13 protein-coding genes are annotated in these 11363 nt (G+C 59.6%); 2 read left to right on the top strand and 11 right to left on the bottom strand.

Features of this window, described 5'->3' with window-relative positions; translation table 11 throughout:
* Positions 1 to 34 precede the first annotated feature (34 nt).
* On the bottom strand, positions 35 to 1723 hold the full coding sequence (locus tag M8010_RS05925) for an HAD family hydrolase (protein ID WP_250089625.1): 1689 nt from the start codon (positions 1721 to 1723) through the stop codon (positions 35 to 37).
* A gap of 64 nt (positions 1724 to 1787) precedes the next feature.
* Between M8010_RS05925 and M8010_RS20020 the strand changes: the two genes are divergently transcribed.
* Both M8010_RS20020 and M8010_RS05915 read left to right on the top strand, forming a co-directional pair.
* The gene (locus M8010_RS20020; protein ID WP_349666086.1) at positions 1788 to 1931 is read left to right on the top strand and encodes a DUF2256 domain-containing protein; all 144 of its coding nucleotides are present in this window, start codon (positions 1788 to 1790) and stop codon (positions 1929 to 1931) included.
* Entirely contained in the window at positions 1928 to 3445 is a 1518-nt protein-coding gene (locus tag M8010_RS05915; protein ID WP_250089623.1) for an FAD-binding domain-containing protein, read from the top strand. Before M8010_RS20020 ends, M8010_RS05915 begins: the two co-directional genes overlap by 4 nt.
* 80 nt (positions 3446 to 3525) lie before the next feature.
* Here the strand turns inward: M8010_RS05915 and M8010_RS05910 are convergent, their stop codons facing one another.
* The 10 genes from M8010_RS05910 to M8010_RS05865 form a co-directional block, all read right to left on the bottom strand.
* On the bottom strand, positions 3526 to 4380 hold the full coding sequence (locus tag M8010_RS05910; RefSeq protein ID WP_250089622.1) for a YihY/virulence factor BrkB family protein: 855 nt from the start codon (positions 4378 to 4380) through the stop codon (positions 3526 to 3528).
* A 95-nt stretch (positions 4381 to 4475) separates the two neighbouring features.
* Positions 4476 to 5963 (bottom strand): complex I subunit 5 family protein, encoded by a 1488-nt coding sequence (locus tag M8010_RS05905; protein WP_250089621.1) that lies wholly within the window; start codon positions 5961 to 5963, stop codon positions 4476 to 4478.
* Positions 5960 to 7456, bottom strand: coding sequence for a complex I subunit 5 family protein (locus M8010_RS05900; protein ID WP_250089620.1), 1497 nt, complete (start codon positions 7454 to 7456; stop codon positions 5960 to 5962). Before M8010_RS05900 ends, M8010_RS05905 begins: the two co-directional genes overlap by 4 nt.
* Positions 7453 to 8922 carry a complex I subunit 5 family protein gene (locus M8010_RS05895; protein WP_250089619.1) on the bottom strand — a complete coding sequence of 490 codons (1470 nt, stop codon included), beginning with the start codon at positions 8920 to 8922 and terminating at the stop codon, positions 7453 to 7455. The genes M8010_RS05900 and M8010_RS05895 overlap by 4 nt, the downstream gene beginning before the upstream one ends.
* Positions 8919 to 9239, bottom strand: a complete 321-nt coding sequence (locus M8010_RS05890) for a cation:proton antiporter subunit C (RefSeq protein ID WP_250089618.1) — start codon at positions 9237 to 9239, stop codon at positions 8919 to 8921. Before M8010_RS05890 ends, M8010_RS05895 begins: the two co-directional genes overlap by 4 nt.
* The gene (locus tag M8010_RS05885) at positions 9236 to 9937 is read right to left on the bottom strand and encodes an MnhB domain-containing protein (RefSeq protein ID WP_250089617.1); all 702 of its coding nucleotides are present in this window, start codon (positions 9935 to 9937) and stop codon (positions 9236 to 9238) included. Before M8010_RS05885 ends, M8010_RS05890 begins: the two co-directional genes overlap by 4 nt.
* Complete coding sequence (locus M8010_RS05880) at positions 9934 to 10209, bottom strand: Na(+)/H(+) antiporter subunit B (RefSeq protein ID WP_250089616.1); 276 nt, start codon at positions 10207 to 10209, stop codon at positions 9934 to 9936. The genes M8010_RS05885 and M8010_RS05880 overlap by 4 nt, the downstream gene beginning before the upstream one ends.
* Complete coding sequence (locus M8010_RS05875) at positions 10202 to 10519, bottom strand: cation:proton antiporter (protein ID WP_250089615.1); 318 nt, start codon at positions 10517 to 10519, stop codon at positions 10202 to 10204. Before M8010_RS05875 ends, M8010_RS05880 begins: the two co-directional genes overlap by 8 nt.
* Positions 10516 to 10785, bottom strand: coding sequence for an MrpF/PhaF family protein (locus M8010_RS05870; protein WP_250089614.1), 270 nt, complete (start codon positions 10783 to 10785; stop codon positions 10516 to 10518). The genes M8010_RS05875 and M8010_RS05870 overlap by 4 nt, the downstream gene beginning before the upstream one ends.
* Positions 10782 to 11291, bottom strand: a complete 510-nt coding sequence (locus M8010_RS05865) for a Na+/H+ antiporter subunit E (protein ID WP_250089613.1) — start codon at positions 11289 to 11291, stop codon at positions 10782 to 10784. The genes M8010_RS05870 and M8010_RS05865 overlap by 4 nt, the downstream gene beginning before the upstream one ends.
* Positions 11292 to 11363 lie beyond the last annotated feature (72 nt).

Below are 11363 nucleotides of genomic sequence, written 5' to 3'. Positions count from 1 at the left end.
GAGGCAAAAGCCCCGAATGAGTGCCAGGCATGGCTCACGGCGGCCCGATCTCACAGGCCAGCACCAGGGCCCAGAACTCCGAGAAGTCGTTAACGACCACGTCTGGTTTATCCGGGTGTTTGTGGGTGCCCGGGAAAATTCGGTTCAGCCATGGTAAATCCCACTGAGCGCCGTTGAAGAACACCGCTGTCATGCCCGCCCGCTTGGCGGCAATCACATCCGTGGTGCTGTCACCGACATACCACACGCTCGGGTCCGGCGGATAATCCAGCTTTTGCACCGCCAGGTAAAGCTGGTCCGGGTTAGGTTTCCTCAGCGGCGTGTCATCGCCGCAAACATCGACATCAAACAGGTGCGTCCAGCCGGTATCCTCCACCGCTGCCAGCTCGTGCTCGAAGAACTCGCGGTCACGGTTTGTAATCACGCCAACCTGTATGTCCATTCGCCGCAGCCCCTCCAGTACCGCCCTCACTTTAGGTTCAAAGGCTTTCACTGTGCCGTAATGTTCCCTGTAATGACGGTTGAACACCTTGTGGGCAATCTGTTTCGCTTCCTGGTCTTCACCAAACAACACTTCGAAAATATCCGTGCGTGAAATCTTGCGGTCTGCCCGCACCTTGGGATGCAGTTTGGCGAACTCCCGTACATAAGCCACCAGACGGGCGTCTTCCGGAGTTTTGCTGTCTTCTGGTGCCAGCATGCGATCTGTCAGCCCCAGTTTTTCGAACTCCGGGAACATGTCATCCACGGCGTGATACATGGCATCCAGGGTATCCACGAGGGTGGCGTGCCAGTCGAACAGCACGACCGACGGCCGGATCAGGCTGACAACAGCCGGATGCCAGTCCGGCTCAATGCGGGGCTGCGGAGGTTCCGGGCGTGGATAGGGCCGGGGCCGGACTTCAGCAGGCGTCGCCTGGAAGGATTTCGGCTCCTGCCGCTCCAGCAACGCCAGCAGGTTGATCAGGTCCTCGAAACTGTCAAGAATCGCCGCAGGCGCATCGCGGTGGCTGAACCAGCTGTCAATTCGCCCGGACTCCCAGCAGGCGCCGTTATAGAAAACACCGGAGACACCGGCGCGGTTGGCGGTGAGCATGTCCACATAGCTGTCACCCACGTACCAGGCACGCTCGTCTGCCGGTAAATCCAGCTTTTCCAGGACGCGGGTGATTACCTCAGGATCGGGCTTGTACTCGGTCACGTCGTCGGCACAGACCGTAGCGTCAAAGAGGTTCCGCCAGCGCCCTTCATCCACCATATCCAGTTCCTTGTCCAGGAACTCCCGGTTGCGATTGGTGGAGACCGCCAGCCGGATGCCCATTTCCTTAAGGGCAGTGAGATATTCGTAGGCGCCCTGCTGAAACGGCCTTACCTTCCCGAAATACTTTCGGTAGCAGTTGTTGTAGGCGTTGTGGGCAATCAGCTTGGCGTCTTTGTCATCTCCAAAAATGGCATTGAAAATGTCAGTACGGGAGACTCGGCGTTCCGCCAGAATGCGTGGATGAAGGCGGCGAAAAATACGGATGTAACGTACCAGGCGGGCGTCATCGGACGTGCGGCATTTATCTTCAGGCAACAGCCTTTCCACCAGCCCCAGATCTTCCAGTTGCGGCAGCATGTCTTCCATGGCACTGAACATGGCGTCATGAGTGTCCACCAGAGTGCCGTGCCAGTCGAACATCAGTACAGACGGTGCGGGTAGTCCGTCGCTGAATCTGGCCATCAACAATCCCCCCTGACATTCGAAACGTAAGACACCTACACCCAGTAAAAACGATTTGAGCCGGATGCACAAAAAAACCCATTTACCCGAAAAAACCTGCCCCGTCTGCCAGCGGCCTTTTGCCTGGCGCAAGAAATGGGCAAAAGACTGGGACAACGTTCGATACTGCAGTGAACGCTGCCGCCGATCCGGGAGACCCGCCCAATGACAACCGTCGTCTGGTTCAAACGGGACCTCAGAACACGCGACCACGAGCCGCTGGCAGCAGCCGCCAGGTTCGGTGAGCCGGTGATACCCTTATATGTTGTTGAGGACGACTACTGGCAGCTGCCCGACACCAGCGAACGTCAGTGGGCATTTATTCAGGAATCCCTCGGGGATCTTGACCAGCAACTGAGGCGGGCCGGCAATTGCCTGATCGTCCGAAAAGGATCGGTTACGGAGGTACTCCGGCAACTGCAAGCCAGTCACAACGTACAGCGGGTATTCTGCCATCAGGAAACCGGAGGCCAGTGGACGTTTGAGCGTGATCGGGCAATCATCAACTGGTGCAATGAAAACAACGTTGAATTCCGGGAGTGGAACCAGTTCGGAGTGGTCCGCCGCCTGCGCAACCGGGATGTCTGGGATAAAGCGTGGACGGAGCTGATGCGCCAGCCGGTTCAGGCCTCTCCTGCGTCCATTCCCGCCAGCACACTGGTGCAGGCAACCCGGCCCGATGACAGGGTACCGGCATTCAGCCAAGGGGGTCCCTGCCCTGACAGACAGGCCGGTGGCAGCGCCCGTGGTGACAAACTGCTGGCCTCGTTTCTCGAACGACGCTGTATTGGCTACCAGTACAATATCTCCAGCCCGCTGAGCGCTGTGAAGGCCTGTTCACGCCTGAGCCCCCATATCGCCTATGGCACGGTCAGCCTGCGGGAAATTTATCAGTGGTGCAAAACGACGGGCGACCACCGCAACACTCTGCCCCGGAAAAAGAAAAGTCTCACCAGCTTCCGCTCCCGCCTGCACTGGCATTGCCACTTTATCCAGAAACTGGAAGACGAACCGGAGCTGGAATTTCGCGCCATGCACCGTGAGCTCGAAGGCCTGAAATCCGGCCCCAATGATTCCGAGCGACTGCAACGCTGGCAGGAAGGCCTGACCGGCTGGCCGTTGGTGGACGCCTGCATGCGGGCCCTTCACCACACCGGCTGGATCAACTTCCGCATGCGGGCGATGCTGATGGCGGTGGCAAGTTACCAGCTCTGGCTGCACTGGCGCGACCCGGCTCTGCACCTGGCACGGATGTTCACGGACTTCGAGCCCGGCATTCACTACTCCCAGGCCCAGATGCAATCCGGCCTGACCGGCATCAATGCCCTGCGAATCTACAACCCGGTGCTGCAAAGCCAGAAACTGGACCCGAACGGCGAATTCATCCGCCGCTGGATTCCGGAACTGGCCGGGGTGCCCGCGGAGATGATTCACACTCCCTGGCTGATGACGCCGGCCCAGAAAGAACGGTTTGGCGGGAACACCTACATTGCCCCGGTGTGCGACCATGAACAGGCCGCCCGGGTAGCCCGCAAGGCCGTCGGGGATTTTCGCAAACAGCACGTCAGCCGGGAAGAGACCGGCCGGGTTCTGGAACGCCATGGCAGCCGTAAGGGGCCAGTGCAGAGGCGGCCGAAATTACAACCGGCAAAAAGTTCGGGCCAGATGTCGTTGTTTGATTGAACTCTTCGCGACCTCGCTGATTCGGCTTCAATCCGCTGATCAAGGTCAGCGAGCCGTGCGCGGCACCGGTGATACCAACCTCAGTTCAGATTAACATGCCATGGCAAACCCGCCCGTTCACTCCGCTCTAGTTCTGCAATAACCTGGGCGCCCAGCAAAAGAATGATGGAGCCCACCTCCAGGCTGATCAGCAGGACAATGATGGTTGCCAGGGACCCGTAGATCACATTGACGAATGAGATGTTGAGGAAATAGTACATCATCACCAGCCGTGTGGCCTCCCACAGGATGGCCGCCACCAGTCCCCCGACCAGGGCCCTGCGCGGTGATATACGCATGATGGGCAACACCTTGTAGATAGTACTGAACATCAGAAAGACGCTGACAAAGCTGAGCAGGTAAAGGATGAGCCCTGGTTCCTCGTACAAGGTATTGACGAAAGCAAACACCAGGGTCAGCGTAAGCAGGCCTATACCCAGCACCAGCATGAACGCGTAGGGCAACACGGCGGAAAACCAGAAACTCCGGCGGGGATTTTCCGGCCGGTGAAAGATAATGGCAATCGAGTCTTCCAGCATCCTGAACGCAAAGGAACTGAAAAACAGCAGAACCGGAATACCCGCAATGCCAATGACATCCCGAGATTCCATAAAGGCCCGAACCGCATCCAGCCAGATGTCAGCATGGGCGGGAGCAAAATGCTGGGCCTGGATCGCCATGACCTCAAGCAGTTGCTCTTCTTCCACCACGCGGGTCAGCAGAACCCCTAGCAGCGCCAGCAGAGGTACCGCTGACAGCAAGACATTGTAACCCACGCCCCCTGCCAGAAGGACGCCATGGTTACGGATGAAGTTTCGCATCACCCGCCGTGAAAACATCCAGAGTCGCCGGAGGAAAACCGCAGGGGAACCGTCACTTTCCGTCGTGTCAGTCATGAATATCGGATACTTTTGACAGTGATACCAGCTACCTGTCTCCAAGCATGGCCCCATTCAGAAATGTTTCAAGGGCCCGCCGGGAGTCTGTGCGGTTATCGCTGCTTGATCGATCGCGCCGCCAACACCACAGAGGCCAGCAGCGTTGCCGCCAATGCCGGCCACAATAATCCCCAGGACTGGTTGACCATCGCATCCAGCCCTGGGGTTGGCGGCAAACCACCAGGTTGCGGTAACAGCCAGAACACTCCCAAGCTGGACACCGTGGCCATACCCCATCCAAGCCAAATCATCGCAGAATTACCACCGTAACTGGCGTTTGCGCGTTGCACCCAGAGAAACCGCCAGACCAGCAGCATGGTCGCTATCCCGCCAGCACTGATAAGCATGGGCAAATAGGCAGCCATCGCGAACTCCAGGTTGTCGGGTTCAAGCAACTCTTTCATGACAAGTTTGCTGGCGGCACCGCTGGTAAACGGCAAACCCGCCAGCGACAGACCTGGCAGCGCAATCAGCACCCACATCAGCCAACGACCGCCCGGAGCCAAAGGTATTGCCACAGCGGTTGATAGAAACAAACTGCCTTTAGCCAAACCATGATGCAATGCGAAAAGCGCCATGCCCGCAATCAGCGGCTGTGCAACATCAGAATTTGCCAGGGCGGCGCCCATCATCAGCACCATCAGCCCCATCTGGCTGATACTGGAATAGGCCAACACGGTCTTGGGCCGCTGCTGGCAGACACCCAGCGCTGCGGCACCGAGCGACGCCACAGCGCCGGCCACCACCATCAAAGCTCCCCACATCGGTAACGACGTTTCACCGAACGGCAGGGTGACCAGCCAGCCCAGCAAGCCAGCCTTGATCATCGCCCCACTGAGCACGGCACTGGCCGGCGTGGGCGCCACTGGATGCGCCAGCGGTAACCAGAAATGCAATAGCGGCAAACCCGCCTTCACCCCGAAACCGGCAATCAGCAGCCCGATCATCAGATCCCGTTGCGGCGCCTCGGCAATGGCCGCCGGCAGGTCCGGCAGCATCTGGCTGTCGGCGGCGGCCGAGGCCAGCAACAGGCCCGCCAGAATCGCCATTTCGCCCACCACCGCCATGGCCAGATAAACACGGCCGGCGCGATTGGCTTCAGCGGTGCCCTCGTGCACCACCAGGCCATAACCGGCGAAGGTCATCAGCGCGAAGAAACTGTAGAAGCTGGCAATGTCCACCGCCACGGTCAGGCCCAGATTGCCCGCCAGGGTCAGACCCCAGAATACACAGAACCGTTGCAGGTGATGCGCCTTCAGATAACCCACGGCAAAGACACCGGCTAGGGTCCAGAGGATTGCGGTCAGCAGGAGGAACAGCCGCCGCAATTCATCCATGCCCCACAAGCCACCGTTAAGCAGCCAGGGCAATTCAAGCTGCCAGCCAGGTGCCGTTCCCAGCGCCAGCATCAGCGCAGGCAGAGGCAACAGCGGCAATGCGTAGCGCATGGCTTTCTCGTACCCGGCTGCCACCGCCATAGCCGGATACAGCAATGGCAGGCACACCGCCAGCAGAACCAGAACCACGTCAAAAGCCGTCATGATGAGTAGGCCCGTAATACAACCAGTTCCGCCCAGGACAACGGGCTGAACGGAAAGGATGCCAACACACCCACCAGTACCGTCATGACCGCCGTCAGCACCGGTGGCCAGAACAGCCAGGCACTGGTCTCCAGCCGCCCCCAGTAGCGTTCATGGGGCCATTTTCCGCTCTGTTCACGGAACCAGAGCCGGTGCAGTATCGGCAGGAAATACGCGGCATTGAGCACACTGCTCAGCACCAGTACCGCAATCACCCAATCCATATCGGCGGCCAGGGCGCCGGTGCCCATGGTCCACTTGGTGATAAAGCCGGCCAGGGGTGGCGCGCCGATCATACCGAAGGCGCCTAGAGTGAACGCCAGTGAGGTGCCGGGCATCCGCCGACCGGCGCCGTCCATCTCGTCGATGCGGTGAATACCGAGGGTTTCGGCGTAGTTGCCGGCACAAAAGAACAGGGTGATTTTCATGATGCCCTGATGCAACAGATGCACCAGCCCGCCGGTCGCCCCCACCGGGCCGAACAGGCAGATCCCCAGGATAATGTAGGACACCTGGCTTACCGTGGAAAACGCCAGCCGGCGTTTCAGATCCATCTGAAACAGCGCCCGCACGGAACCATAGAGCATGGTGAAAGCCGCCAGCCAGGCCAGCGGCTCCAGCAGCCCAAGAGCCGATGACGCTTCAATGCCATAGATGTCGTAGACCACTCGCACAATACCGAAAGCACCCGCTTTCACCACCGCCACCGCGTGCAACAGAGCGCTTACCGGCGCAGGCGCCACCATTGCCTGTGGCAGCCAGCCGTGAAGCGGGAAAATCGCCGCCTTTACCCCCAACCCGGCAATCAGCAGCACAAATATCAAGGTCAACGAGCCGTGCATGGCAGGATCGGCACCGCCAAAGTGCCCCCCTTCCTGAAAGTGCAGATCACCCGCCAGCCCCTGCAACCAGGCAATCGCCAGGAGCAACACAGCGCCACCGGTCAGGGTATAGATCACGTAAGTGCGGCCAGCTTTCAGAGCCCGTTCGGTGCCGCGATGCACCACCAGCGGGTAGGTGGCCAGAGTGAGCATTTCGTAGAACAGGAAGAAGGTAAACAGGTTTCCTGCCAGAGCAATACCCATAGTGCTGGCCACACACAGGCTGAAAAACCCGAAGAAACGGCTACGGTTGGGGGAGTCTTCCAGGTAGCCCACGGCATAGATAGTGGTCAGGAACCAGAGCACAGCCGACAGGCCCGCAAACATCATCGAAAGCGCGTCCGCCTTGAGGACAAAATCGACCCCCGGCACCATGGTAAAGCTTACGCCATACTCCACGCCCTGAAACACACCCCAGACCATCACCGCCACCAGAGCGAGTTTGAACACCGCGGCACCCAGGTTTACGGCCGTTCGCAGGCGATACCCTCTTTCCGGCAGGGCAAAAATCACCAACGACGCTACCAGCGATGTCATCAGGGCAAACACGGGCAGCCATGCGTTCAGTGTCATGGCGCGCCCTCCCCTGCAAACGGCAAAGCCATTACCGACAACACCTGATCAGACACCAGCCCCATGCCCAGGGCCAGGATTGCCAGAATCATGGGAATCACTTCAAGGCTACGGGAAGGATGGAAAAACTGATCCGTTCCGGAACTCTCCAGAAAGGACGCACGGTAGATGCGAAACACATAGGCAGCCGACAACAGACCACCCGCCAGCAGAACCAGTACCCACCACCACTGGCCACTGCCCAGACTGGCCTGCAACAGCAGCCACTTGGCGGCGAATCCGCCGGTCGGCGGCAAGCTCATCAGCGACACGCCGGCCAGGCCGAAAGAGAACAGTGAAAACGGCAGAAAGCGACTGACACCACCCAGTGCATCTATGCGGTTGCTTCCAACAGACAGAATCAGATTGCCCGCCGCAAGAAACATCGCCGCCTTGGCCAGGGCATGGCTGATCACCTGCAGGGTCATGCCCTGCTGGGCCTGCAACGAGACGGTTTCAGACACTGAAAACGTCAGCGGGAACAACAGAAACAGATAACCAATCTGGGCCACCGAGGAATAGGCCACCACCTGTTTCAATCGCTGTTGCCGGCACGCCAGCCAACTGCCCCACACCACCGCCGCACTGCCCAGCAGGCCGATCAGCTGCGCCGCGGCCAGACTGCCGAGGGGTTGCCCCAGTTCCAGCCATAATCGTGCGGCAATATAGAACGATGCCTTGACCACAAGCGCTGACAACAGTGCACTGACCGGTGACTTGGCTATGCCATGGGCCGGGGGCAGCCAGCGGTGCAGAGGAAACAGCGCCGTTTTCAGCGCCAACCCAGCAATCATCAGGGCTAGCGCCATGCCGGAGCCCGCCGGTACCGGATGATCAGACAGCCAGGTGGCGACACCCGCAATAGACAGGGTGCCGAACTGGCCATACATCAGCGCCACGCCCAGCAGATACGCCAGCGATCCCAAAAGCGCCGCCAGCAGGTACCGCAACGAAGCCCGTAACGCCCCGGCCTGACCGCCGAGGGCCACGAGGCCGACCGCAGACAGGCTGATCAGCTCCAGCCCGACATAGAGGTTGAACAGATCGCCCCCAAGCCAGACCGCGTTCAGCCCGGACCAGAGGAACCAGAACAGTGGCCAGAAATACCGGTGCCAGGGCTTGTCGGGATCGATATAGACTCCGGCATGCAAACCACACGCACCCGCGACCACCGCCGTCAGCAGAACAAAGGTCACGGCAAGCCCGTCAACACGAAGCTCGATCCCCAGCGGTGCATCCCAGCCCCCCAGGCCGTAATAGAACCCGCCATCACGGTTGACCGCCAGCCATAATCCCAGCGACACCAGCGCCTGGACCAGAATGCCCACCCAACTGACCAGCCGGCCCCGCGAAAAATCCGTCAGCAGCGTCAGTACCGCCCAGGCCAGTGGGGTGAACAGCAACCCGGCCATCAACCACAGCGTCATTCCGGACCACCCTCCCGGAAAGCAGGCTCCTCGTCCAGGGTTGTCAGGCCCGACAGATGGTAATAACGCCGAATCAGCACCACGGCCAGCGCGGTGGCGGCAATGGCGACCACGATGCCGGTGAGGACCAGTGCCTGGGGCACCGGATCAGGCCCGCCCTGGTTTTGGGGCAGGCCCACCAGCACCAGAAACACCCCGGAGCCCATGATGTTGAAGGCCAGCAGCTTGCGAAGCAGGTGCGACAGCCACAGCATTCCGAATAACCCGATGCCGCACAAAAGGGTGCCGGCCAACGCATACAACAGAGACGACGTCATGAGGGCGAACCCTCTTCGGGATCCTCGGCATCATTAACTGGGGCGGATACGAACAACGCCAGCAACACCATGGCAATGGACAGGGTCAATACCGATTCGATAACCACAATGAGGATTTTGGCCATACCCGGGGGATAGGCCAGAAAGGCATCGCCGCCGATGGCACTGGCCACCGCCACTAGCAGAAACACCATAAACCCCAGCGCCAGCCCCAATCGCAACAGCAGGCCGGGGCGGAGAAATTCCATAGGAACGCCTCCCAGCCGCATCAAAACACCCGTGGCGGCCAGCACAGCGCCGGCCTGAAATGCGCCCCCGGGCCTGTCGGCACCGGCCCACAGCAGGTATCCGGCAAGCACCAGCATCAACGGTATGAACCAGCGCTGCAGAGCGTAAAGCAACGCATCCGAGGTGCGCAGTTCCGGATCTTCCAGCGAAGCGGTTTTTGCCATGGAGATTCCGGCAATACCGGCAATCACGAGAACGCCAATCTCCAGCAGGGTGTCGTAACTGCGAAAATTCAGCAGTACCGCGGTGACCGGATGCTCCACCCCGCTGCGGTCCAGGTTTTCAGACAGCAGTTGCGGCAGGTTGACCGGGCTGGGGTTGCCGGCGATGGCCCAGATGCTGGCTGCCAAAGCCGCTGTAAGCGCAAGGCATGCCACAGCAAGAATAAGCAATCGAACAACCCGGATCATTGTTTGCCGCCTCTTTGCCTGCCCTCTCGAGGCCACTTGCTACCCAGATGGCTCACCGCGTCCAGCAGGAGCACACCCGTGAGTCCACCTCCGATAGCCGCCTCCGCCAGGGCAATATCCGGGGCCTCCAGCCTCACCCACGCGACTGCCATCAGCAGACCAAAAGCAATGAACACCACAACGGCCCGGAACAGGTCGCGGGACAGCAGTGCCGCGACAGCCGTTGCCAGAAGTGCTGCCACCAGCAGACCGTCCAGCAACCACTCAGTCATGGTGCTCACTCCCTGCGGAACGCCCGCGTTCCTGCGAACGCACAGCCCTGGCAATCAGGTGAGCAGACGTCGCGCTGGCCACCAGAGCCACCAGCCAGATCAGGACCACTTTCATTCCTGAGGCCAATGACGGCATTCCCGGTAGCAGAGCCAACACAACGAACCCCAGCCCTAAATTATCAACTTTGGTGAGGGCATGAATCCGTGTAAGAGTCTCTGAAAAGCGAAATAGTCCCAGGGTGCCGATAGCGAAGAACACGCACCCGGCGATCAGCAGAACCCCCTGAACCATTTGTACGATCTCCGTCATGACTCCCTCCGGTCGATACGCACCACCCGCGTCACGAAACCGACAATGGCAAGTACCGACAGCAACGCCAGAACCAGTGCCACGTCCCACAATGCCGGTGCAGCCTGGGCCTCGGCCAGAACCAGCAGCAACGCTACTCCGGTGGTACCGAATAGCTGCGAAGCCAGCATACGGTCAGAGGGTGTCGGGCCCATCCATATCCGCACCAGCGCCACCAGCAGTGTCAGTAACAGGAATGCGGCAACCGCATTCAACAGCAGCGTCATTCATTACCCCCCGCCCGCCAGGCCCCGTCATGGAGAGAAAGGCCAAACACCCGTGCTATTTTTTGTTCCACGGCTTTCAAATCCGCCTCGACCGGATCGCGGGTATCCAGGCAGTGCAGGTCGAGCCGCGTTCCGTCGAGGCTGACGCTTAACGTACCAGGCATCAACGACATTGTATTGGCCAGCAGCCAGCAAGGGCTGCCTTCGGGCAGACTGAGATAAAAAGTCAGGTAACCGGGATTAACCGGCAATGAAGGCGACAACAAACGACGGGCAACATCGATGCCCGCAACCACGGACCGGCCAATAAAGAAAAGCATGAAGAGCAGGAATGGAAGCGGACGGACCCTTGCTGTCCCTGGCGGGAAAAGCCGCAGAGAAATAAAGCTGGCCAATATAACGATCACCAACCCGAATCCGATACCGGACCGATCTCCCTCGGTAAAAGCCCACCACACCAGCAGAAGCAGAATCATCCGTGACAGAATCGTTATGACTGTGCTCATTAATGCTCCATGCTCTGATCTGTAAGCTTCTGCCGTGAACTCCCATCCACGCTGAAAAGACTACCACATCAA

Origin of the sequence: Marinobacter sp. ATCH36 (assembly GCF_023555055.1) — a bacterium.
Classification (GTDB): Bacteria; Pseudomonadota; Gammaproteobacteria; order Pseudomonadales; family Oleiphilaceae; genus Marinobacter.
This window is presented reverse-complemented; position numbering and strand designations above follow the sequence as displayed.

Coding starts and splice junctions, on each gene's coding strand:
- M8010_RS05885 (WP_250089617.1), bottom strand. CDS start 9,937: ATGATCCGGGTTGTTCGATTGCTTATTCTTGCTGTGGCATGCCTTGCG.
- M8010_RS05910 (WP_250089622.1), bottom strand. CDS start 4,380: ATGACTGACACGACGGAAAGTGACGGTTCCCCTGCGGTTTTCCTCCGG.
- M8010_RS05905 (WP_250089621.1), bottom strand. CDS start 5,963: ATGACGGCTTTTGACGTGGTTCTGGTTCTGCTGGCGGTGTGCCTGCCA.
- M8010_RS05880 (WP_250089616.1), bottom strand. CDS start 10,209: ATGACTGAGTGGTTGCTGGACGGTCTGCTGGTGGCAGCACTTCTGGCA.
- M8010_RS05925 (WP_250089625.1), bottom strand. CDS start 1,723: ATGGCCAGATTCAGCGACGGACTACCCGCACCGTCTGTACTGATGTTC.
- M8010_RS05890 (WP_250089618.1), bottom strand. CDS start 9,239: ATGACGTCGTCTCTGTTGTATGCGTTGGCCGGCACCCTTTTGTGCGGC.
- M8010_RS05915 (WP_250089623.1), top strand. CDS start 1,928: ATGACAACCGTCGTCTGGTTCAAACGGGACCTCAGAACACGCGACCAC.
- M8010_RS05870 (WP_250089614.1), bottom strand. CDS start 10,785: ATGACGCTGCTGTTGAATGCGGTTGCCGCATTCCTGTTACTGACACTG.
- M8010_RS20020 (WP_349666086.1), top strand. CDS start 1,788: ATGCACAAAAAAACCCATTTACCCGAAAAAACCTGCCCCGTCTGCCAG.
- M8010_RS05895 (WP_250089619.1), bottom strand. CDS start 8,922: ATGACGCTGTGGTTGATGGCCGGGTTGCTGTTCACCCCACTGGCCTGG.
- M8010_RS05900 (WP_250089620.1), bottom strand. CDS start 7,456: ATGACACTGAACGCATGGCTGCCCGTGTTTGCCCTGATGACATCGCTG.
- M8010_RS05875 (WP_250089615.1), bottom strand. CDS start 10,519: ATGACGGAGATCGTACAAATGGTTCAGGGGGTTCTGCTGATCGCCGGG.
- M8010_RS05865 (WP_250089613.1), bottom strand. CDS start 11,291: ATGAGCACAGTCATAACGATTCTGTCACGGATGATTCTGCTTCTGCTG.